Annotated in this window: 17 protein-coding genes and 1 tRNA gene; 8 read left to right on the top strand and 10 right to left on the bottom strand. The window is 71.6% G+C overall.

Features of this window, described 5'->3' with window-relative positions:
• The coding region (locus AB0N73_RS08885; protein WP_363562511.1) for a proline dehydrogenase family protein at window positions 1–3,240 on the bottom strand (3,240 nt) is incomplete at its 3' end.
• A gap of 103 nt (window positions 3,241–3,343) precedes the next feature.
• Between AB0N73_RS08885 and AB0N73_RS08880 the strand changes: the two genes are divergently transcribed.
• A complete protein-coding gene (locus tag AB0N73_RS08880) occupies window positions 3,344–4,270 on the top strand; it encodes a LysR family transcriptional regulator (RefSeq protein ID WP_363562509.1) in 927 nt (308 codons plus the stop codon).
• A 12-nt stretch (window positions 4,271–4,282) separates the two neighbouring features.
• Here the strand turns inward: AB0N73_RS08880 and AB0N73_RS08875 are convergent, their stop codons facing one another.
• Complete coding sequence (locus AB0N73_RS08875; RefSeq protein ID WP_363562507.1) at window positions 4,283–5,695, bottom strand: helix-turn-helix domain-containing protein; 1,413 nt, start codon at window positions 5,693–5,695, stop codon at window positions 4,283–4,285.
• 124 nt (window positions 5,696–5,819) lie between these two features.
• Here AB0N73_RS08875 and solA point away from each other — a divergent pair, with 124 nt between their 5' ends.
• Complete coding sequence (gene solA, locus AB0N73_RS08870) at window positions 5,820–6,983, top strand: N-methyl-L-tryptophan oxidase (RefSeq protein WP_363562505.1); 1,164 nt, start codon at window positions 5,820–5,822, stop codon at window positions 6,981–6,983.
• A 19-nt stretch (window positions 6,984–7,002) separates the two neighbouring features.
• Entirely contained in the window at window positions 7,003–7,857 is an 855-nt protein-coding gene (locus AB0N73_RS08865) for an alpha/beta fold hydrolase (protein WP_363562503.1), read from the top strand.
• 22 nt (window positions 7,858–7,879) lie between these two features.
• Here the strand turns inward: AB0N73_RS08865 and AB0N73_RS08860 are convergent, their stop codons facing one another.
• Entirely contained in the window at window positions 7,880–8,254 is a 375-nt protein-coding gene (locus AB0N73_RS08860) for a cupin domain-containing protein (protein WP_363562501.1), read from the bottom strand.
• 197 nt (window positions 8,255–8,451) lie between these two features.
• Here AB0N73_RS08860 and AB0N73_RS08855 point away from each other — a divergent pair, with 197 nt between their 5' ends.
• Window positions 8,452–9,477: an ornithine cyclodeaminase gene (locus tag AB0N73_RS08855; RefSeq protein WP_363562499.1), complete on the top strand. Its 1,026-nt coding sequence runs from the start codon at window positions 8,452–8,454 to the stop codon at window positions 9,475–9,477.
• 72 nt (window positions 9,478–9,549) lie between these two features.
• Window positions 9,550–10,374 carry a hypothetical protein gene (locus AB0N73_RS08850; protein ID WP_363562497.1) on the top strand — a complete coding sequence of 275 codons (825 nt, stop codon included), beginning with the start codon at window positions 9,550–9,552 and terminating at the stop codon, window positions 10,372–10,374.
• On the opposite strand, the gene AB0N73_RS08845 is transcribed toward AB0N73_RS08850, so the two are convergent.
• The 4 genes from AB0N73_RS08845 to AB0N73_RS08830 are packed head-to-tail and all read right to left on the bottom strand — an operon-like array spanning window position 10,364 to window position 15,866.
• On the bottom strand, window positions 10,364–10,795 hold the full coding sequence (locus AB0N73_RS08845; RefSeq protein ID WP_363562495.1) for an RbsD/FucU domain-containing protein: 432 nt from the start codon (window positions 10,793–10,795) through the stop codon (window positions 10,364–10,366). The two genes, AB0N73_RS08850 and AB0N73_RS08845, sit on opposite strands and share 11 nt — an antisense overlap.
• A complete protein-coding gene (locus AB0N73_RS08840; protein ID WP_363562493.1) occupies window positions 10,789–13,398 on the bottom strand; it encodes a hypothetical protein in 2,610 nt (869 codons plus the stop codon). Before AB0N73_RS08840 ends, AB0N73_RS08845 begins: the two co-directional genes overlap by 7 nt.
• Window positions 13,395–14,915: a cytosine permease gene (locus tag AB0N73_RS08835; RefSeq protein ID WP_363562491.1), complete on the bottom strand. Its 1,521-nt coding sequence runs from the start codon at window positions 14,913–14,915 to the stop codon at window positions 13,395–13,397. The genes AB0N73_RS08840 and AB0N73_RS08835 overlap by 4 nt, the downstream gene beginning before the upstream one ends.
• A 57-nt stretch (window positions 14,916–14,972) precedes the next feature.
• On the bottom strand, window positions 14,973–15,866 hold the full coding sequence (locus tag AB0N73_RS08830; protein WP_363562489.1) for a PfkB family carbohydrate kinase: 894 nt from the start codon (window positions 15,864–15,866) through the stop codon (window positions 14,973–14,975).
• 77 nt (window positions 15,867–15,943) lie between these two features.
• Between AB0N73_RS08830 and AB0N73_RS08825 the strand changes: the two genes are divergently transcribed.
• The 3 genes from AB0N73_RS08825 (at window position 15,944) to AB0N73_RS08815 (ending at window position 17,925) form a co-directional block, all read left to right on the top strand.
• On the top strand, window positions 15,944–16,924 hold the full coding sequence (locus AB0N73_RS08825) for a LacI family DNA-binding transcriptional regulator (RefSeq protein ID WP_363562487.1): 981 nt from the start codon (window positions 15,944–15,946) through the stop codon (window positions 16,922–16,924).
• Between the two features lie 145 nt (window positions 16,925–17,069).
• Window positions 17,070–17,151, top strand: a tRNA-Leu gene (locus AB0N73_RS08820).
• A gap of 63 nt (window positions 17,152–17,214) precedes the next feature.
• Window positions 17,215–17,925 (top strand): VTT domain-containing protein, encoded by a 711-nt coding sequence (locus tag AB0N73_RS08815; RefSeq protein ID WP_363562485.1) that lies wholly within the window; start codon window positions 17,215–17,217, stop codon window positions 17,923–17,925.
• 114 nt (window positions 17,926–18,039) lie between these two features.
• On the opposite strand, the gene AB0N73_RS08810 is transcribed toward AB0N73_RS08815, so the two are convergent.
• The 3 genes from AB0N73_RS08810 to AB0N73_RS08800 all read right to left on the bottom strand — a co-directional run bounded on the left by AB0N73_RS08810 (window position 18,040) and on the right by AB0N73_RS08800 (window position 21,636).
• On the bottom strand, window positions 18,040–18,882 hold the full coding sequence (locus AB0N73_RS08810) for a Ku protein (protein WP_363562483.1): 843 nt from the start codon (window positions 18,880–18,882) through the stop codon (window positions 18,040–18,042).
• Window positions 18,883–18,973: 91 nt separating this feature from the next.
• Complete coding sequence (locus AB0N73_RS08805; protein WP_363562481.1) at window positions 18,974–20,242, bottom strand: hypothetical protein; 1,269 nt, start codon at window positions 20,240–20,242, stop codon at window positions 18,974–18,976.
• Between the two features lie 32 nt (window positions 20,243–20,274).
• Window positions 20,275–21,636 carry an NtaA/DmoA family FMN-dependent monooxygenase gene (locus tag AB0N73_RS08800; RefSeq protein ID WP_363562479.1) on the bottom strand — a complete coding sequence of 454 codons (1,362 nt, stop codon included), beginning with the start codon at window positions 21,634–21,636 and terminating at the stop codon, window positions 20,275–20,277.
• Window positions 21,637–21,852: the final 216 nt, after the last annotated feature.

Raw genomic sequence — 21,852 nt, 5'->3', positions numbered from 1 at the left:
TAAAATGAGAATAATAGCTCTCCTGATTGATTGATCAAGGTGACCTTCGTCGTCGACGTGCGTCGCGACGCCCGAGCCCTCGAGCCACGCCCGCACTCCGGGACTCAGCGCCACTGGGGAGCTGACGGCGACGGCGGCGCCGACCCGCAGCCCGGCGGCGACCGAGCGCACCAGCGCGACCTCCGCCGCATCCTCGAATCGCACGGTCACCGGCACCGGCGCGTAGCGGAAGACGTTCTGCTCCGACGCGAGCCCCGAGGCGTCACGGGCGACCCCGAACTCGTCGGCCCACGCCGCCGCGTCGCTCGCGAGGGCGGCGGCGAGCCACGGCCGGTCGTCGGCCGGCACGGCGGCCAGAGCGGCGGAGACGAAGGCGTCAGGACGCGCACGAACGGCGCGCGGCGCGGCATCCGACCACGTCCCGAAGCCGGTGAGGTAGTTCGGGCCACCGGCCTTCGTCCCCGCGCCCACCGCCGACTTCTTCCAGCCCCCGAAGGGCTGGCGCTGCACGATCGCGCCGGTGGTCCCGCGGTTGACGTAGACGTTCCCCGCCTCGATCCGCCGCATCCACGTCTGGATCTCGTCGTCGTCGAGCGAGTGCAGGCCCGAGGTGAGTCCGTAGTCGATCGCGTTGACGATGTCGATCGCCTCGTCCAGCGTGGCGGCGGTCATGATCCCGAGGACGGGGCCGAAGTACTCGGTGAGGTGGAACTCCGAGCCGGGCAGCACCCCGTCGCGGATGCCGGGACGCCACAGCGCTCCGGCGGTGTCGAGCTTCGCCGGCTCGACGAGCCATCTCTGTCCGGGCTCGAGCGCCGTGAGGGCCCGCAGCAGCTTGCCCTCCGCCGGCTCGATGAGGGGTCCGACGCGGCTCGCCGCGTGCCACGGCAGCCCGACCTCGAGAGAGGTGACGGCATCGACGAGCTGACCGCGGAACCGATCAGAGGTCGCAGCCGATCCGACCAGGACGACGAGCGACGCCGCCGAGCACTTCTGGCCGGCGTGACCGAAGGCCGACATCGCGACGTCCTTCGCGGCGAGATCGAGGTCGGCGCTGGCCGTGACGATCACGGCGTTCTTGCCGCTCGTCTCGGCGAGGAGGGGCAGCTCGGGCCGGAACGAGCGGAACAGCTCGGCCGTCTCGTAGGAGCCCGTGAGCACCACGCGCTCCACCGCGGGGTGGGCGACGAGCCGCTCGCCGAGCGCGCCCTCGTCGAGCTGCACATAGGTGAGCACGTCGCGCGGGACGCCGGCCTCCCAGAGCGCCTCGGCCATGACGGCTCCCGCACGCCGCGCCTGCAGCGCGGGCTTGAGCACGACGGGGCTGCCGGCGGCGAGCGCCGCGAGGGTCGACCCTGCCGGGATCGCCACGGGGAAGTTCCAGGGCGGGGTGACGACCGTCAGAGCGACGGGCGTGAACGTGGCGCCGTCGACGCGGTCGAGGCGTCGCCCCTGCTCGGCGTAGTAGTGCGCGAAGTCGATGGCCTCCGACACCTCGGGGTCGCTCTGCTCGACGACCTTGCCGCACTCGGATCCCATCACCTCGATGAGGTCGGCGCGGCGACGCTCGAGGATCTCGCCGGCGCGATGCAGGATGACCGCGCGCTCGTCGGCGCCCCGCGCCCGCCAGGCCGCGCCCGCCGCCACCGCAGCCTCGACCGCGGCGTCGACGGCGGCGGCATCCGCCAGCACGTGGGCCTCCGCCGTCTCGAGACCGAGCGCGGACCGCTCCATCCGGGCGAGGATGCCGTCGGCCCAGCGGCGATTGACCGCGATCGCCGGATCGGAGTCGGGAGCGTTCTCGAACCCGTCCACGGGCGCGGGGTGGACCGTGGCCGTCCGGTCCTGCACGCGGTGCGGGGCGGGCACGCCGGTCGGCATCGCCGCGATCGAGGCGAGGAAGCGGTCGCGCTCACGGGCGAAGAGCTGCGCATCGCCGTCGAGGTCGAACACGGCGGACATGAAGTTCTCGGCCGACGCGCCCTCCTCGAGACGTCGGATGAGGTAGGCGATCGCGACATCGAACTCCTGCGGGTGCACCACCGGGGTGTACAGCAGGATCGATCCGACGGTGCGACGGACGACCGCGGCCTGCGCCGTCGCCATGCCCAGCAGCATCTCGATGTCGATGCCGCCCACCACGCCGCGCCGCTCGGCGAGCAGCCAGGCGAGGGCGACGTCGAACAGGTTGTGCCCGGCGACCCCGATCCGCACGTGGGCGGTGCGCTCCGGGCGGAGCGCGTAGTCGAGCACCGCCTTGTAGGAGGCATCCGAGGCCTGCTTCGACTCCCAGGTCGCCAGCGGCCAGTCGTGGACGTCGGCATCCACGCGCTCCATCGGCAGGTTCGCGCCCTTGACGACGCGCACCTTGATCGGCGCTCCGCCGGCCGCGACGCGCACCGCCGCCCACTCCTGCAGGCGCACCATCGCGCCGAGCGCGTCGGGCAGGTACGCCTGCAGCACGATGCCGGCTTCGAGGTCGCGGAACTCGGGCTCGTCGAGGATGCGCATGAACACCGCGATCGTGAGGTCGAGGTCCTTGTACTCCTCCATGTCGAGGTTGAGGAACTTCCGCCCGGTCCGGGCGACGCGGTACAGCGGACGCAGTGCATCCGCGGCATCCGTCACCGCGTCCTCGAAGGCCCACGGGGTGTGCGGGGCGACGGTCGAGGAGACCTTGATCGAGACGTAGTCGACGTCGGGGCGCGAGAGGAGCTTGCGGGTGCCGGCCAGCCGCCGAGCCGCCTCCTTCCGGCCGAGGATCGCCTCGCCCAGCAGGTTGACGTTGAGGCGGACGCCGTCGTCGCCCCGGATCCGCCCGATCGCGGGGCCGAGCTTCCGATCGGTGGCGTCGACGATGAGGTGGCGGACCATCGCACGGAGCGCCGTGCGCGCCGCCGGAACGACGATCGCCGGCGCCAGGGGCGCGGCGAACGCACCGAGGCGGATCGCGGCCTTCAGCGGCCAGGGCAGGAACGACGGGATCAACGGGGTGAGGCCCGCGAGATTGCGCGCAGCGACCCGGGTGTCCTCCGGGCGGACCACTCCGTCCACGAAGCCGACGGTGAAATCGAGCCCCTTCGGGTCGCGGAGCACGCCGGCGAGGCGCTCAGCCGACGCATCGACCGGCTCGGCGCGGCTCTGCTCGAGCCACCGACGCACGAGCGCGATCGCATCGTCGGCGAGGTCGGCGAGCCGCACGTCGGCGGGAGCGACGGCGGAGTCGGTGCGCGGGGTCATGGGTGTCCTTCCGTAGACGGCTCAGTCTGCGGCGTCGAGTCCCATCGAGAAAAGCGACCGTTTACGATGATTACCATTCAAGTTTCTCAATGAATGGCGGGCCATGTTCGATCTTCGACGTCTGCGGCTGCTGCACGAGCTCTCGGTGCGCGGCACCCTCGCGGCCGTCGCCGAAGCGCTCGCCTACAGCCCGTCGACGATCTCCCAGCAGTTGGCGCAGCTCGAGCGCGACGCCGGCGTCGCGCTGCTGGAGCCCGATGGCCGTCGGGTGCGTCTGACAGCACAAGGCGAGGCCCTGGCCGCGCACGCCGCACGCATGCTGGCCGCCGATGAGGAGGTGCGCAGCGACCTGGAGCGGATGCGGCCCTCGCTCTCACCGGTGCGCATCGCCGCGATGCAGTCCGCCGTCCACGGCCTCATCCCCCGCGTGCTCGAGCTCCTCGCCGACAGCGCACCCGGCCTGCGCCTCGAGGTCACCGAGCTGCCGCCCGAAGAGGGTCTGTTCGAGCTTGCCGCCCGCGGTTTCGACCTCGTCGTGGCCGAGCAGTACCCGGGGCACACACGCGAGCACCGCGCCGGACTCGAGCGCACGCTGCTGGGCCTCGACAGCATCCGGCTGGCCCTCGGCCCCGACGAACACGAGACCGAGCTCGCCGCCCTCCGCGACCGGCCGTGGGTCATGGAGCCCGTCGGCACCGCGGCGCGCGACTGGGCGACGCAGCAGTGCCGGGCGGCCGGCTTCGAGCCCGACGTCCCGTTCGAACTCACCGATCTCACGGCGCACGTGCGTCTGGTGGCCTCCGGCCGCGCCGCCGGCATGATCCCCGACCTCGTGTTCGCCGGCGCCGATCCGCCTGTCCGCCTGCTCGATCTGCCCGGCGGACCGCGCCGCGACGTCTTCACCGCGGTGCGCCACGGGTCGTCGCGTCGGCCGGGACTGCGGGCGGCGCAGAACGCTCTGCAGCAGGCGTTCGACGAGATCGCCTGCCGCGACACCGACGCGCGCCCGGGCGCGCGGCACCGCGGATGAGCCGGTCGGAGGTCAGTCCGCGCTCTCGACCGGAACGGCGCGGAATCCGACGAGTCGCGAGAGATCAGCCGAGAGCCGCAGCGCCACGCCCCGGAGCTCCGGGATGCGCGGGCGCATCTCGTCGGTCGCCCCCACCAGGCAGATCGCGGCCGCGACCGCGCCGCTCGCATCGCGGATAGGGGCGGTGACCGCGGTCTGCCCCGCCTCCTCAATGGATTCCTTCGCCACGACGCCCTCCCGCACCAGCGTGTCGACGCGCTGTCCGAACTCGGCGAGCTCCCGCGCATCGGCACGCCGCGGGAGGAACGACGGGATGTCGTCCGTGTCGAAGTCCATCACCAGCGTCGGCCCGCCGTCCGCACCGGCGATCGGGCACGGTCGCCCGATCCACGGGGTCATGTCGAGCCCCGCGCCCAGGCTCCGGATCTCTTCGACCAGCGTCACCGAGCGCATGCCGCGCAGCACCGTGATGAACGCGCACACCCCGGTCGCGTCGGCGGCGGCCGCGACCACCGGTGCGCCTTCCGCGACGAGCGTCGGTCGGACGGCCGCACGGAGCCAGCCCTGCAGCATCCAGGAGAGATGGATGCGGTCGCCGTCGCTGCGGAGGAATCCCGCCCGGCGGCATGATTCGACGAGCCGCAACGCCCGGTCGCGGCGGATCCCCGTCGTCGCGCAGAGCTCTGCCACGCTGGCATCGCCCGGACCGAGCGCCTCCAGCAGGATGAGCGTCGCGCCCAGCGCCGATGACGCGGCGCGTGCCGCGGACGGTGCGCGCCGCGGGGCCGGCACACCCAGCGCCCGCTCGAGCACCCGCCGTTCGGCCGCCAGTGCGCGGCGCGCGACCGGAACACCCTCCTTCGCCCGATTGACCGGAAGGCGCACGGCCAGCACCGCGACGGCCTCGCCTCCCGGCTCCAGCACGGGCACCGCGAGCTCGACGCACTTGCCCACGCGCGACTCGGTGATCTGACCCCCCATGCCGACACCGACGCGGGCGAGAGCCTGCACGCTCGCGCTGCGCTGATCGTCCACGAGCTCGCCCACGACGGCGGGCGAGTGCATCGTCCACGGAGACGGCACGGCATCGATGATGCGGACCCCTCCTCGCCCGCTCGCCGCGATGAGCGCCGTCTCGCCCGTGCCGTGCGCGAGCCGGGTCAGGGCCGAGCGCGCCGCCGCCGCATACGGTGCCGATGCATCGCCCGACAGCCGCAATGCCGCGGGTCCGATCCGGTACGACCCGTACGTCTCTCCGCGCGCGAGGAGGCCCAGATCGACGAGTTCCGCGCACAGCCGGGACGCGCTGCTGAGCGGCATGCCGACGGCACGGGCGATCGCCCCGGTGAGCATCGGATCGGTCGGGTCCGTCCGCCCTGCCACGACCTGGACGACGTTCAGCCCCGTCTCGACGCGCGCTGTCATGGCACCTCTCTGCCCCGGAATCAGCAAACCTCGACCTTCGGGTTTGCAGAAGATCAGCACTGTAACAGCGCCGTGCGATCGCGTTCAAATAATGGCCTCACCGGTCGGAGAGGGAACGGACCACATGGAGCATTTCGATGTCGCCGTCGTCGGCATGGGCGCGCTGGGCAGCGCCGCCGCGTACCACCTGTCGCGAAGAGGGGCGCGCACCGTCGCGTTCGAGCAGTTCGAACTCGGCCACGTGCGTGGCGCATCGCACGACACCTCGCGCATCATCCGCACGTCGTACGGATCTCCGCAGTACGTGCGCCTCGCCCAGACGTCGTACCGCGACTGGGCCGACTTCGAAGCCGTCTCCGGTGAGCGGCTGACCACGGTGACGGGCGGCCTCGTGTTCATCCCCACCGACGGGCCGTTCGCCGCGTCCGACTTCGTCAGCAGTCTCGGTGAGGCGGGAGTCCCGCATGAGCTGCTCTCCCCCGACCAGGTGCACCAGAGGTGGCCCCAGTTCTCACTGCCGCCTCACGTCGAGACGATCTACACGCCCGATTCGGGCATCGTGCACGCCTCGCGCTCGGTCGCGGCCCTCCAGATGCACGCCCGTGTCAACGGCGCGGTCATCCGCGACCGCACGCCCGTGCTGGGTTTGACCCCCGACGACACGGGCGTGGTCGTCCGCACCGCGCACGGCGACGTGCACGCCGACAAGGTCGTGCTCGCCGCGGATGCGTGGACGAACGAACTCCTCGGCCCCCTCGGGGCGGAGATCCCGCTCATCACGATGCAGGAGCAGGTGACCTACTTCGCTCCGGGAGACTCCGACGCCTTCGACCGCGACCGGTTCCCCGTGTGGATCTGGGAGGACGAGCAGTGCTTCTACGGCTTCCCGACCTACGGAGAGCCGACGATCAAGGCCGCGCGCGACCGTTCCGACAACCTCATGTCGCCCGAGGAGCGCACCTTCGTGCCCTCTCCAGAGCTGCTGGCGGAGCTGACCTCGTTCATGTCGACGACGATCCCCGCCAGCGGTGAGGCGCTGCGCACCGTCACGTGCCAGTACGCGATCACGCCCGACCGGAACTTCGTCATCGGCCCGGTGCCGCAGCATCCCGACATCATCGTCGCCCTCGGCGCCGGACACGCCTTCAAGTTCACCCCGACGATCGGCCGCATCCTCGCGGAGCTCGCCCTCGACGGCCGGACGGCCGACGACATCTCGACGTTCGGCGTCGCGTCCGCGGCGAACCCCGCCGGCGGCATCGACCACCGTCCCGTTCTCGCCCACTGACCCCGAAGGCAGGCCACCCGTGCCGTACACCGACACCACCGACGTCCCCCTCTACTTCGAGGCGTTCGGCGACGAGAGCGCACCGCTGGTCGTGCTCATCTCCGGCGGCGGCGCGCAGTTGCTGTCGTGGACCGAGGAGTTCATCGCGCTCATCCGCGACCAGGGCTTCCGCGTCGTGCGGTTCGACAATCGCGACACCGGCCTCTCGCCCCGCTTCGGCGGTCCCGACGACGTCGACGGCGGCTACGGCCTGGAGGATCTCGCGGACGACGTCGTGCGTGTCCTCGACCACCTCGCCGTGCCCGCCGCGCATCTCGTGGGCCACTCGATGGGCGGGATGATGGCGCAGATGGCGGCCATCCGGCATCCGGAGCGCGTCCTCAGCCTCGGCCTGCTGTCGACGATCCCCGGGCAGGACCCGCGGTACGTGCGGCACGACGACCGGCCCGAGCTGCAGCGCACCCCCGTACGCGTGCCCCGCGCGGAGCAGGTCGAGCGTGCCGGGGCCTACGCGGCCATCGCCGGCAGCGAGCGCTACCCGGTCGACGTCGAATGGATGCGGTGGGCCGCCGGGGAGGCCTTCGACCGCGGTGACGCCCCCGAGGGATTCGCCCGCCAGTGGGCGGCGCTCCTGCGCGCGCCGGAACGGCTCGAGCAGCTGCGGACCGTGACGGCCCCCGCCCTCGTCTTCCACGGCCGCGACGACGACGTCTGCGGCGCGGCCGCGGCCCTCGACATGGCCGCGGCCCTTCCGGAGGCCGAACTGCAGCTTCATCCCGGGATGGGGCATCTCATCCCGCCGGGCCTCTGGCCCGTGCTCGCCGACGGCATCGTCCGCACCGCACGGCGCGGCGCGCAGGTCGCCGCGCGCTGACCCGCCGGGCGGCCCGCAGCGATCAGGCGCGCGGAGGGCCGAAGATCAGCACGAGCTCCGCGGCCTCGTCCGACTCGTTCGCGACGCCGTGCGGGACACCGTGCGGCGCGTAGGCGGCATCGCCGGCGCGCAGGACGATCCGCTCATCGGGGCCGATGACGACGACCTCTCCCCGGGTGACGACGTACATCTCGTCGGCGCTGTCGACGGAGCAGCTCGTCGGGTCGTCGGCGAGGTGGTGATGCATGCCCTCCTCGGCTCCCGGCTCGAGGTGATAGAGCATCACGTTCGCCTGCAGGCGCGTCGTCTGGCCGAAGTACCGCTCGACCTGCACCCGCCCGGCGCCGTGGTACATCCGCCAGTCGAGCGCGGCGTCGCCGTGCCGGTGGATCCGCATGCCTGTCTCCTCGCCTCCGACCTGGCGCCAGGTTAAGGAGGTGGCACGCGCGTCGCAGACGCGGCGCCGAGAACCGGCAAAGACCCCCCGACCGGATTGCAGGATCCGGCGCCCGACACGGGAGCGACGCGCACCGCCTGAAGAATGTCGCTACCCGCGATGCCCCCGCGGCATCCCCCGTCGAAAGGACATCCGTCATGCGCTTCCTCAGCGTCACCCACATGGCCGCATGGGTTCGTGAGACCGGCCCCGAGGCGATCATCGCGGGCATGGTGGATGCGATGGAGGCCGACTTCCGGCGCTGGGAGCGGTTCGAGCGGGAGCCGCGCATCGCCAGCCACTCCCCGATCGGCGTCATCGAGCTCATGCCCACCAGCGACGGCGAGCTGTACGCGTTCAAGTACGTGAACGGGCACCCGGCCAACCCCTCGCGCGGGTTCCAGACCGTCACCGCGTTCGGTGTGCTCGCCGACGTCATGACCGGGTACCCGCTCTTCCTCTCGGAGATGACGCTGCTCACGGCGCTGCGCACCGCCGCGGTGTCGGGGCTGGCTGCGCGGTGGCTGGCGCGATCCGACAGCCGGGTCCACGCGATGATCGGCGCCGGGTCGCAGGCCGAGTTCCAGGCGCTCGCCATCCGCTCGCAGCGCGGCATCACCGATCTGCGCCTCTACGACACCGATCGTGCCGCGGCCGAGGCGACGGCGCGCAACCTGCGTCCGCTCGGGTTCACGGTCACCGTCGAGACCTCGGCCGCGGCCGCCTCCGCCGAGGCCGACGTCATCACCACGTGCACCGCCGACAAGGCGAACGCCGTCGTGCTGCGCGCCGACGACGTGCGCCCGGGGACGCACATCAACGCCATCGGAGGCGACTGCCCCGGGAAGACCGAGCTCGAGCTCGCCCTCGTCCGCGACAACAGGCTCTTCGTCGAGCACACCGCCCAGACCCGCATCGAGGGCGAACTGCAGCAGCTGCCGCCCGACTGGCCCGTCACCGAGCTCTGGTCCGTGCTCACCGGAGGCGCCTCGGGGCGCATCTCCGCCGAGGAGATCACCGTGTTCGACTCGGTGGGCTTCGCGATCGAGGATTTCACCGCCCTCCGCTACACCCGGGATGCGACGGCGACCACGCGGTACAGCGAGTCGATCGACCTCATCGCCGAGCCCGAGGACCCGAAGGACCTCTTCGGGATGGTCGGGGCGCCGGTGCCGGTGGCCTGAGACCGGCGCACCCCGCCGTGACGACCCCCTCCGATGACGGTGCCCGCGCGGCGGGCCCGATACCGTGATCAGATGGCCTCGCCGCTCGACGACGCCGCACCCCCTCGGCGGTCGTGGCCCGCTGTCGCGATCGCCGGCGCGGTCCTCCTCCTCCTTCCCACCGCCGTAATCGCGATCGTGCAGGCGGGCGCCGGCGCATCCGGCATGCCCGTGCTCGCCGCGTGGTTCACCTACGGGTTCCTCCCGGCAGCCGCCCTCTTCGTCCTCGCGCCCGCGGGGGTGGCCGCGGTGATCGACGGGCGCCGCCGCCGACAGGAGGCGACCGTGCGCGACACGCTGATCCGCCGGCCCGCGCCGACCGAGACGATCATCGACGGCGATCCGCATGTCGGGCGCGAGAACGATCTCGTGCACGCGTACCGCACCGCCGCCTCGACCGGCATGGACCCCGTCCTGCATCGCCGCGTCGCGCTCGGCATCGCGCGTCACCTGCGCCGGCACAGCCCCGATCACTACCCGGTCCGTCCGATCGGCTTCCATGTCGTGCTCGCCAACGGGGCTTCTCTGGGCATCACCGACATGGCGCTCCCCGGCACGCGCCGTGTGCTGCAGTTCCACTCGGATCGCGTGACGCCGGGATTCACCCAGGTCATCGGCGCGATCGGACACCCGCGCGGCGTGCCCGACGACGCCCCGTGGTTCGGGTGGTCGACGACGCCACGCGAGCAGCGCTCGGCGATGCGGCGGCTCGAGATCGCGGCCGACACGGCGTACCGCACCCGATCGCTCACCGTGGCCGAGCACAGCATCGCGATCGATCCGCTGACCGAACCGCGCACGGTCCCGCGCGACGCGGTCGAGCGGATGTGGGACGCCCACAGGCCCGTCAGCCCGTGACCACGCCCTTCGTCACGAGGAAGCACCCGTAGGCCCGGGCTTCGCTCGTCTGCACCACGGCGAACGCGGCGCGGGTGCGGGCGTAGAAGGCGAAGCGCTCGACCGGTTCGACCTCGATCGCCCGTTCCTCGGCCGCTTCGGCGAGCGCTGTGAACTCGCGCTGCACCTCGGGGTAGGCGTCGGGGTCGTCGACCACCTGCATCCGCGCGATCGGCCGTGCGATGAACGTGTCGACGGGCAGCAGCGCGAACAGCGCCTCGGCCAGCCGCGTCGTACCCACCCCGTGCGCCGCCACCACCTCGCGCCCGTGCGCGTGGGCGGGGAAGTTGCGATCGACGACCGCGAGCACGTCACCGTGGCCCATCCGCGCGATCACCGACAGCAGCTCGGGCGAGACGATCGGGTCGATGCCCTTCAGCATGCGTCCACCTCCAGGGTCGGGGCGGCGAGCAGCCCGTTCGGCTCGGGGTGCGCGCGCAGACCCGTTCCCGCGTAGAAGGCGTTGGCGGCGGACCCGCTCACCGAGACCTCGAGCGTGTTCGCGCCCGGTGTCAGCAGACCGCGGGCGATCCGGAACCGGAACGGCCGCCACCCGCGCGGTGCGAGCGCCCGGTTGTTGACCGATGCCCGCGCCGATCCGGCGACCCTCGGCAGCCGCAGCACGAGGTCGTCCGCGCCGGACGCCTCGAACGTCACGCGGTACACCGCCGTGCCCGAGAACCTCGGATGCGCGAGCTGCCACCCGGCGGTCACGTCGATGGGGCGCTCGTCCCCCTCCGGCAGCCGCAGGGTCCATCCCGTCGTGAGCGCCATCGCTGCGGATGCCGGAGGCGCTGCGACCTCGACCCCGAAGCGCGCGGCCTCGCTCAGCACGAACAGGCGCAGCTCCCCCGGCTCCAGCCGCGCGCGTCCCGCGGGGAACGGGCGGGTCGACCCCTCGGTGGCGTCCCACTCGGTCGCGCCGTCGGCCAGCACCACATCCAGCAGACCCTCGCCGTCGTTGAACACCGCCGCGCGGCGGGCGCCGTCGGCGTCGAGCCCCGACCGCACGCGCGCACCGGCCGCCGTGGCGACGGCCGAGCGGTCCTCGTCGAGCCCGAGTGCCGCCCGCACCTCGCCCGCCGAGGGCACGTCGACGAGATACTCGGAACCCACCGCATCCCACGCGACGCCGAGCACGCCCCCGTCCTGCAGCAGGCTCGGCTGCCGCCCCGAGGCGACCACGCGGACGCCGCGGGCGGCGAGCGCGTGCACCGCCTGCACCGCGGCGAGATCGGCGAGCGTGCGCACGGACGGCAGCACGAGCGCACGCGCCGTCGGCGCCTCATCCGCGATGGTCCGGAGCTGACGCTCGTCGATCATCCGGAACGGGACGTCGGCCTCGGTGAGCGCACGCGCCCACGCGCCGACCTGATCCGCGTGCGGGCCGGTCTGACCGTCGGTCCAGAACGTGCGCAGCGGCCACAGCAGCAGGACCTCGGGGTCGTCGCCGACGCCGTCGAGGAACTCGCTCAGCCGCGCCGCCTCGGCCGCGTAGTCGGCGTGGAAGCCCGCGAACCACGGCTCGACGTTGACGCCGGGAGGGAAGTCGAAGCGGGGGTTCGCGAGCGACTCGTGATCGCGGTCGTGACCGTGGGTCTGGTAGAAGCCGTGGAAGACCATCTGCCGCATGCCCGCGAAGTGATGCCGGATCGCCGCGCCCCGCAGCTCGTCGAGTGTCAGCCCCCAGTGCCCCGACCAGGGGGTGCCGCCCTCGGGCGGGGTCATGAAGTACTGCTCGACCATCGTGCCGTGACGCCCCGAGGCCCGCGCGACCCCGTCCCCCAGTCGCGGGCTCAACTGCGCCACCGCATCCTGCGCGTCGACCGCGGTGAGGTCGCGGTAGCGGTCGACCGAGAAGTGGTCGAGACCGAAGTTCGCGCGCAGATCCCAGGTGTCGAACGACGCGCCCGGTGTCCACGAGCCGACGTGCCCCAGCACCTCGTGCCCGGTCTGCAGCAGCCCGTGCCGGTGGCTCCAGTCCGCGAGCGTGCCGAGGAACGTGCCGATCGCGTACGTGGAGAAGGTCTCCCAGAAGCGGGCGCGGCGTGCGAGCGCCCCCGCATCCGCCGTCTCCCCCAGCACCGCGGCCCACACCGCGGGCAGCTCGTCGCCGAAGCGCGAACGCAGCACCTCGGTCATCGCGGTGTGGATGGGGAGGGCGCTGCGCGGATCGCCGGCCCGCTCCGCCCAGTCGTAGTACACGGCGTGCGGCTGATCGAAGAAGACGTACCGCACGGTCTGCCCGAAGTGGTCGCCGAACGCCCGCCGGAACGGCTCGTACCCGGCCTCGACGAAGCGCTCCACCGCGACGCGGTCGAGAGGGTTCACGAGGCGCGATGTGGCGCAGCGCGCCGAGACGAGGACGAGGGCGGATGCCGCGGGCCCGGCGTTCGAGACGGCGACCGTGCACCCGTGCGCATCGCCGTCGACCCGTGCGCCGCCGGGCACGTCGACGGTGTCGCGGCCCTCCCCCACGAGCACATGCTCGATGCGCCAGTCGGCCCAGCGCACCTCGGCGTCCTCGTAGTGCCAGGCCATGGCCGCCGGGCCGAGGTTCTCGGTGGCGGAGCGGATGCCCGAAACCGTCCCCGTGCCCCGACCCGCATCCACCGGCACGCGCACCCAGAACAGGTGGCGTTCGCGCAGGTCGTCGTGGCCGGCGACGGCACGACCGGCGGCGTGACCGCTCTGCCAGTTGTAGTCGTCGTAGATGCCGACGATCATCCCGAGCCGCGCGGCCTCGTCGACGGCCCGACGGCAGGCGCGCAGATAGTCGTCGTCGAGGTAGGCGCCCTGCGGGAACGACAGCCGCGCCTGGATCTGGAAGCTCCGGAACCCCGCGTCGAACATCTCGCGCACCTGCGTGCGGATCTGGTCGTCGGAGGGCAGGTGATGCCAGAACCAGTACGTCGCCGGGCTGTGCCAGGCGTCCGGGGTACGGAACGCCTCTCGCGTTCCGCGCCCCGTCACCGCGTCGCTCACCGCTCGGTGCCCGCCTTCTCGAACGCCCCCTCGACCAGCAGCGACGTGTCGGGCCTGGGGTCGAGCTTGAGCACGTAGGTGAGCAGGGCGTACGTCGCCGCGCCCAGCACCATCGCGAGCACCACGCCGATGTTGCTCGCGCCCAGCACGCCGTCGCGCGCCTCGGGCGTGAGCAGGAATCCGGTGACGGGTGCGAAGTTGGGATCGGCGCTCGTGACCGTGCCGAGTCCCACGATCGTTCCCACGGCGAGGCTCACGAGGGCCGTCCATCGGCCGTTGCGGCCGCCATAGCCCTTGGGCTGCGCCATGGCCGGGTTCCACCCCATCCGCCGCTGCCGGATGAAGTCCGTCAGCTGGATGCCGCCGAGGGTTCCCATCATCACCGCGATGAGCGAGAGGAACGACTGGAACGTGGCGAGGAACGACGTCGAGATGAAGAGCAGGTAGAACGCTCCCGCCGCGATGATGAGCGCGTTGATGGCGGTGGTCCACGAGCGCTTCAGCGGGAAGCCGACGGCCATGAGCGCGAGGCCCGAACTGTAGATGCCCGTGATCGCGGCCGAGACGAGCGAGATGACGATGACGATCGAGAACGGGATGAAGAACCACAGCGGCAGCAGCGCCGTCAGCGCACCGATCGGGTCGCTCGCCGCCGCGTCGCCGAGTGCCGGGTTGCTGCCCACCAGCAGCGCACCGACGATGAGCAGCACCACCACGGGCAGCGCGAGACCGAGCGTCGTCCAGCCGATGACGCCGCGCGCGGGGGTGTTGCGCGGCAGATAGCGGGCGAAGTCGCCGCCGTAGTTGAGGAAGCCGATGCCGACCATCGTCATCGCCATGATGATGCCGCCGATGAAGGTCAGGAACGGACCCGCCGGGGTGTCGCCCAGCGCGCCCCAGTTGACCTCGGGCAGCACGAACGCGAGGAAGACGACGGTGAAGATGCTCGTCACCCACGAGATCCAGACCTCGATCTTCATGATGAACTCGTGCCCGACGACCGCGACGGCCATCGTCACCGCGAGCACCAGCACGAACCAGACAACCACGGTGACGGTGTTGGCGCCGCCGTCCGCGTCGGCGAACACCGCGGGCCAGAGCACGGCGAACAGGTTCGCGCCCGTGGTGGATGCGAGCGTGATGATCGTCACCTTCCAGCCCATGTTCGACAGGTAGGCGAAGAAGGCGGGCACGACGTTGCCGCGGATGCCGAAGGCGAACCGCGTCTGCACGAGGGTGGGGAGTCCTGTGCGGGGGCCGCCCACGGCGAGGATCCCCACGAGGGCGCACGAGACGGCGTAGCCGATCGTGCCCGCGAGGATCGTCTGCCAGACGTTGAGTCCCAGCGAGAAGACGAAGATGCCGTAGCTGATGCCCAGGATCGAGATGTTCCACGCGAACCAGACGGCGAACAGACCGCGCGGGGTGCCGCGACGCTCCGCATCCGGCACGGGATTGACACCGTTGGTCTCGACGGTGGGGCGGGCGCCGGTGGGCGCCTGAGCCTCGTTGCTCATGGGGTGTACCTTTCGATCGGAGTCAGGACGACGGCGCGGCAGCGGGGATGCCGGGAGTCACGATGCCGGGAGCGCGGTGGTGTCGCGGGCACCCGCGAGGGTGACGACGACCGCCGCGGCGGCGGCCGCATCCCGGGCAGCGTCGACGAGGCGCGCGCCGCGGGCGACCGCCATGGCGAGCGTGCCGAGGAAGGCGTCCCCCGCCCCGACGGTGTCGACGGCGTCGACGCGGTGCGCGGGGATGCGGGTGATCTCGCCGGCTTCGCGGACGAGCGCCCCGTCCGCGCCCATCGTGACGACGACGTCGCCGCCGGGAAGCCCGGCCAACAGCGACGCGATGTCGGAGGCGTCACCCTCACGAGCGTCCCCTCCCGCAGCGGCGGCGAGCTCGATCTCGTTGAGCACGAGCACGTCGGCCGCGAAGACGGCGTCGAGCTGTCCGTCGCGCCATGGCGAGGGGTTGAGGAACACGCGCGAGGAGCCCGAGAAGCGCTCGATGGCCGCCAGCACGACGCTCTGGCGCACCTCGTGCTGCAGCACGACGACGGCGGGCGCGGCGTGATCGGCGGCCCAGGCGTCGACGTGGGCCGGCGTGAGGTGCCCGTTCGCCCCCTCCCCGACGACGATGGCGTTCTCGTCGCCGGCCAGCAGCAGGACGGCGCGCCCGGTCGGCTCCTCGACGGTCACGAGGCCCGAGAGATCCACACCCACGGCGCGGAGGTCCTGCAGGGCGATGTCGGCGTCGTGTCCGACGGCGGCGAGGAGCGCCGCTCGCCCGCCGTGCGCGGCGGCCGCGAAGACCTGGTTGGCGCCCTTGCCGCCACCCCGCTCCGAGATGTCGGCGGCGGCGATCGTCTCACCGGGCCGCGGCAGCCGATCGATGCGGAACGCCGTGTCGATGTTGACCGATCCGATGACGAGGACGTCGACCCCGTTGTCTGGGAAATGCATTTCCACAGGAAACCACGCGCAAGGCCGCCCGTCAAGCGTCACTAGGATCGGAGGCGATGACAGGGCGAGGGGGACCAGTGGATCGACGCGCGAACCTCAAGGACGTCGCCGCCGCCGCCGGGGTCTCGCCCGCCACCGCCAGCCGAGTACTCTCCGGCGTCGACCGCAACGTCGATCCCGCCCTCGTCGCCCGCGTCCGCGATGCCCAGCTCTCGCTCGGCTACCGGGTGAACGCCGCCGCCCGCGCGCTGCGGCTGCAGTCCACCGGATCGATCGGGTTGCTCGTTCCGGCCATCGACAACGCCTACTTCGCCGAGCTGGTGGCCGCGTACTCCCGGCACCTCGACGCCGACGGGCGCCGCCTGGTCACGATCGACACCAACGAGTCGGTCGCGAGCGAGAGCCGCCAGCTCGCCGACATGGACCGAGTCCTCGTCGACGCCGTCCTCATCGTGCCGGTCGATCACGACGACAGCGCCGCCGCCGTCCGTGCCGTCGCCGCCGGCCACCGCGTCGTGCAGGTCGACCGCGTCGCGGCCGGCGTCGACCTGCCCTTCGTCCACCTCGACAACGCCGCGGGTATGGACCTGCTCGTGGCGCACCTGCGCGCGATCGGGCGACGCCGGATCGTGCTCGTCGACGCGCAGACGCGATCCTCCGCGAGCCACGAACGCATGCGGGCGTTCACCGCCCTCGCGGGCCCCGACGACGCGACGCTGCAGATGCCGTCGTTCTCGGTGTCGAGCGGCATCGAGGCCGCGCGCGAACTCCTGGCCCGGCATCCCGACGCCGACGCCGTCATCTGCACCGCGGATGTGGTGGCCCTGGGCGTCCTGACCGCGCTGCAGCACGCCGGCACCCGGGTGCCCGACGACGTCGCGATCGCGAGCTTCGACGGCACCTCGCTCGCCGACGTCGCGGCCCCCGGGCTGACCTCGCTCGCCTCCGCGACCACCGAGATCGTCCAGGCATCGCTGGCGATCGCCGACGGCACCGCATCGGAGTCCGTCCTCGTCGCGCCGCGCCTCGTCGTGCGCGGATCGACGAAGCCGCACTGACGCATCGCGCTGCGCACCCGGCGGGCCTACGATCCGCTCGTCGACCACGCCGTCGTGACGCGCGACTCGCTCGCGCAGAAGCACGTGTCGCGGTCGCGTCCGTTCCCGGGTTCCGCGCAGGCTGCTGGGTAGACTGATCGCACCCGCGGGAGTGGTGAAATTGGCAGACACGCAGGATTTAGGTTCCTGTGCTTTCGAGCGTGTGGGTTCAAGTCCCACCTTCCGCACGGGGACGGGGATGCGTGTGTCCGCGCCCTGATTGCCCGACCACATCCGACGACGGGATCTCCGTGCACTCCATCGCCCTCATCCCCTGGCTCGATCCCGAGCAGCTGATCGTCAACGCCGGCCCCTGGGCCCTGGCGCTGGTCTGCTTCATCGTGTTCGCCGAGACCGGGCTGCTGGTCGGCTTCCTGCTTCCCGGAGACACCCTGCTGATCATCGCGGGGCTCCTCTCGCACCCCTCCGACATCGCCCCGAACGGCGTGTTCGGCGTCAACGTGTGGATCGTCGCCCTCCTCATCGGACTCGCGGCGTTCATCGGCGGCGAGGTCGGATACTTCATCGGGCATAAAGCAGGACCCGCGATCTTCGAGCGCAAGCAGTCCGGCCTGTTCAGCACGAAGAACGTCGAGCGCACCAATGCGTTCTTCGAGCGCTTCGGCGGTGTGACGGTCATCCTCGCCCGCTTCGTGCCGATCGTCCGCACGTTCGCTCCGGTCGCCGCGGGCGTCGGACATATGCCCTGGCGCAAATACACGCTCTACAACTTCATCGGTGCGGTCATCTGGGGTTTCGGCCTCACCATGATCGGCTACCTCATCGGCTTCATCCCGTGGGTCGCCCACATCGTCACCGAGTACATCGACGTCATCCTCATCGGCGTCGTGGCGATCACCGCCGCCGTCACGATCTGGCACTACCTGCGCGAGCGCGCGAAGGTCAAGAAGGAGCAGCGCGAGGCCGTCAACACCCCCGTCGTGGAGCCACTCGAGGACTGAACCACCCCGCGGTTCTCGGAGAAACCTTCACTTCTCGGAGGAACGCGGGCGGATCCTCCGAGAAACGTCGGATTCTCCGAGAAGCGGATGTGCCCGCCCCGCGCACGGCGGAGGTCAGGACGCCTTGGTGCTCTTCTTGCGCTTCGGCGCCGGCTTCTCGTCGTCCTTGGCCGCCCGGCTGCGCTCGACGCTCGCCCGCAACGCCGCCATGAGGTCGATGACCTCTCCCCCGTCGTCCGCCTCGCCCTGCTCGCCGAAGGTCGCCGCCGTGTCGACGCTCTCGCCGTTCTCGAGCTTCGCCTCGATGAGCGTGCGCAGCTGCTCCTGGTAGTCGTCTCGGAACTGCTCGGGCTCGAACTCCGACGAGAAGCTGTCGACGAGCGCCGCCGAGAGCTCCATCTCCTTCGCCGAGATCTTCACGCTCTCCTCGAGCGCCGGGAACGCGGCCTCCCGCACCTCGTCGGCCCACAGCAGGGTCTGCAGCACCAGCACGTCGCCGCGCACGCGGAGCGCTGCGAGCCGGGTCTTCTGCCGCAGCGAGAACTGCACGATGGCGGTGCGGTCGGTCTGCTCCAGCGTGCGTCGGAGCAGCACGTACGCCTTCGGCGAGGAGGAATCAGGCTCGAGGTAGTAGGCCTTGTCGAACGTGATCGGATCGACCTGCTCGCTCGGCACGAACTCGACGACCGAGATCTCGCGCGACTTCTCGGCGGGCAGCGCGTCGAGATCCTCTTTGGTGAGCACGACCGTCCGGTCGCCGTCGTCGTAGGCCCGGTCGATGTCGGCGTAGGGCACGACCTCGCCGTCGATCTCGCACGTGCGTTGATACCGGATGCGGCCGCCGTCCTTGTTGTGCACCTGGTGCAGCGAGACGTCGTGATCCTCCGTCGCGGAGTACACCTTGACGGGCACGTTGACGAGTCCGAACGCCACGGCGCCCTTCCAGATCGACCTCATGCGGCCAGTACACAACGAATCGGCCCGCGGCGGCTAGGGCTTGCGCCCGTGCGCCGCGCATGGATGCGCGGGGCACGGGCGGCAGCGGCGCTCACGCCCCGGGCAACCGCCCGACATCCGAACCCGCCTGGAAGCCCTGCGGCAGGGTGCCGTTGAGCGCGTAGTCGCCGAGCAGTCGCTCCTTGTACAGGTGGGGATTGTGCGAGGACACCGTGCGGGCGTTGCGCCAGTGGCGATCGAGCGCCCGCGTCTCGTCGGTCGCCGTGGCGCCCAGCGTGTCGAACAGGCGCCCGGTCGTCTCGATGACGGTCGGCACGATCACCGCCTGCGCAGCCGCCACGACCAGCTCGGCGCGCACGAACAGCTCCGTCGCCCGCGCGATGTCGTCGCCGCCGGCCCAGACCCGCCACGCCTCCTCGACCGCGGCCGCGGCGCCGTCGACCAGCAGCGCGGTCTGCACTTCGGCGGCCACGGTGCGGCCGACCGACTGCTGCACGATCGGATCGTGGACCGGCAGCACGCCCGGACCGGTCGAATGGACGCGCTTGCGCGCCCGCACGAGTTCCACCGAGTCGCGGGCGGCGGCCCCGGCGATCCCGGCGAGCACCGCGAGCAGCACGAGCTGATGGAAGCCGGCGCCGAGGATCGACCCGGGCTCGGCGATCGGCACGACCTCGTCCGCCGACACCCGCACGTCGAGGAACTCGGTGGTCCCGCTCGCGGTGAGCTTCTGCCCGAATCCGCGCCAGTCGTCGTGCACGACGACACCCTCGCGGTCGCGCGGCACGATGACGGTCAGGGGTCGGTCCTCTTCATCCACCGCCGCGACCGGGATCCACTGCGCGTACAGATTGCCGGTGCTGTAGAACTTGCGTCCCGACAGGAGGTACCCGTCACCGTCGGGCGCGGGCACCACCCGGGTGCCGATGCGCCCGATGACGGCATCCCCCGCCTCGGTGGTGGCGTTGCCGAAGAGCTCCCCCGCGACCACCCGCGACACGAGCTCGCCGTCGGCCTCGCCGCTCAGGATCAGCAACTCGACGTGGAAGAAGTGCTGGCGCAGCGCCTGCGGAAGATTCGAGTCGGCGCGGCCGAGCGCGACGAGCAACCGGAAGAGCTGGCGGAGCGTCGCCCCGCCGCCGCCCCACGCCTTCGGCACGCGGACCGCGCCGAAACCGGCGGCACGCAGCGCGTCCACCTCGTCGATCGCGTTCCGACGCGCGCGTTCCCGGTCGACGGCGCCCTCGGCGATCCGGTCGAAGTGCGGCTGGAAGCGAGCGAAGAGCTCGTCGTCGCTCACCCCGTCCTCCGCCGGCTCGAGCGTGCTGAGCGGCAGCGGGCGCCATGCGTTGGTCGTCATCGTGTCTCCTGGTGTCGGGCGTGCGGGCGCGCTCAACGCGCCCAGCGGCGGGTGCGTCGGGCGGGGTGGGTGTCGGGGAGGTAGGGCCCTCGCCCGAAGAGCTTCTCGCGCAGGGTGCCCTCGCGATAGCCGGATGCCATCAGGCCGCGCCGCTGCAGGAGCGGTGTCAGGTGATCGGCGAGGTCGTCGTATGTTCCCGGCGAGATGATGTACGGGATGTTGAGGCCGTCGATCCCCACATCCCGCCACCGTTCGATCTCGTCGGCGATCTGCTCCGGCGTGCCGACAGTGTGCTGGTTGGCGAACCAGCGGATGAAGCGCTCGAACGACCACGACGCATCCGGCGCCGTGCGCAGGGCGTATGCCGCCGCCGGGGTGCCGCGCCCCGCCTCCAGGAGGTCGGCGATGCGGGCGTCGAGCGGGAACAGGTCGAGGTCCATGCCCCAGAATCCGCTGTACTTCACGAGGATCGACTCGAGCGACTGGGCGTCGGCGGCCTCGCGCGCGAGCCGCTGCGCCTCGGCCTCGGTGCTGCCGAGGACGAAGGAGAAGGCGGCGAAGATCTTCACGTCGTCGCGCGAGCGTCCGGATGCCTCCGCCGCACCGCGCAGCTGCTCGATGCTGGCCGCGGCCGACTGCCGCTCGAACGAGGTGAAGAGGATCTCCGCGTTGCGTCCGGCGAAGTCGATGCCCACCGAGGACGCCGCCGCCTGGAACAGCACGGGCGTGCGCTGCGGGGACGGGGCGGTGAGGTGAGGCCCCACCACGTCGTAGTACGGGCCGACGTGGTCGATCGTGTGCACCTTGGCCGGATCGGCGTAGCGCTGTCGACCGCGATCGGCGACGACCGCGCCGTCCTCCCAGCTGTCCTCCCACAGCTTGTAGACCACGTCGACGAAGTCGTCGGCACGGCCGTAGCGCTCCTCGTGGGTGGGGAGCCCGCCGAACCCCAGGTTGCGCCCCGCGCCGGGGAGGAAGCTCGTGACGATGTTCCAGGCGATGCGTCCGCCGCTGAGCTGATCCATCGTCGACATCTTGCGCGCGAACGCGTACGGGTGCTCCTGGAGCAGGTTCTGCGTCAGCGCGAAGCCCAGATTCTCGGTGGCGTAGGCGAGCACCGGGATCAGCTGGGCGGGATCGTTGACGGGGATCTGCATCGCAGAGGCGATCGCCGCATCCCGCGAACCGCGATAGAGGTCGTAGGGCGCGAGGACGTCCGCGAAGAACAGCAGGTCGAAGTTCGCCCGCTCGAGGGTGCGCGCCACATCCACCCAGTAGTCGACGCTGCCGATCTCGAGCTGTCGGCTGCCGGGCTGATTCCACAGACCGTGGTCGTGATGCGAGACGACGAACTCGTTGAACGCGCTGTAGATCAGCGGACGCGGGCCGCTCACGCGTTCCCGCCCGCGGTGGCGAGGCGACGAGAGAAGACCGGTGTCGGCACGGTTGTCATCCTTTGCAGGCGGGAGGTACTCGGGAGGCACGGAATCACAGGGTGGTGAGCCTCGCGGCAGACTATCTTGTCGACAAGTCGAGACCTTTCCGGCCCGTATCGCGACGTAACCTCCGCCGCCCGGGCAGACAAGGGTCTGCGCGGGGCCACCCGTGCC

Source organism: Microbacterium sp. NPDC089189 (assembly GCF_040685095.1).
Classification (GTDB): Bacteria; Actinomycetota; Actinomycetes; order Actinomycetales; family Microbacteriaceae; genus Microbacterium.
Note: the sequence above shows the minus strand (reverse complement) of the source record. Positions and strands in the feature narration are given on the sequence as shown.

Bases quoted from the DNA above. Each gene is read 5' to 3' on its own strand.
- AB0N73_RS08805 (WP_363562481.1), bottom strand. From the start codon at position 20,242: ATGACGACCAACGCATGGCGCCCGCTGCCGCTCAGCACGCTCGAGCCG.
- AB0N73_RS08835 (WP_363562491.1), bottom strand. From the start codon at position 14,915: ATGAGCAACGAGGCTCAGGCGCCCACCGGCGCCCGCCCCACCGTCGAG.
- AB0N73_RS08880 (WP_363562509.1), top strand. From the start codon at position 3,344: ATGTTCGATCTTCGACGTCTGCGGCTGCTGCACGAGCTCTCGGTGCGC.
- AB0N73_RS08810 (WP_363562483.1), bottom strand. From the start codon at position 18,882: ATGAGGTCGATCTGGAAGGGCGCCGTGGCGTTCGGACTCGTCAACGTG.
- solA (WP_363562505.1), top strand. From the start codon at position 5,820: ATGGAGCATTTCGATGTCGCCGTCGTCGGCATGGGCGCGCTGGGCAGC.
- AB0N73_RS08850 (WP_363562497.1), top strand. From the start codon at position 9,550: ATGGCCTCGCCGCTCGACGACGCCGCACCCCCTCGGCGGTCGTGGCCC.
- AB0N73_RS08845 (WP_363562495.1), bottom strand. From the start codon at position 10,795: ATGCTGAAGGGCATCGACCCGATCGTCTCGCCCGAGCTGCTGTCGGTG.
- AB0N73_RS08875 (WP_363562507.1), bottom strand. From the start codon at position 5,695: ATGACAGCGCGCGTCGAGACGGGGCTGAACGTCGTCCAGGTCGTGGCA.
- AB0N73_RS08855 (WP_363562499.1), top strand. From the start codon at position 8,452: ATGCGCTTCCTCAGCGTCACCCACATGGCCGCATGGGTTCGTGAGACC.
- AB0N73_RS08830 (WP_363562489.1), bottom strand. From the start codon at position 15,866: ATGCATTTCCCAGACAACGGGGTCGACGTCCTCGTCATCGGATCGGTC.
- AB0N73_RS08860 (WP_363562501.1), bottom strand. From the start codon at position 8,254: ATGCGGATCCACCGGCACGGCGACGCCGCGCTCGACTGGCGGATGTAC.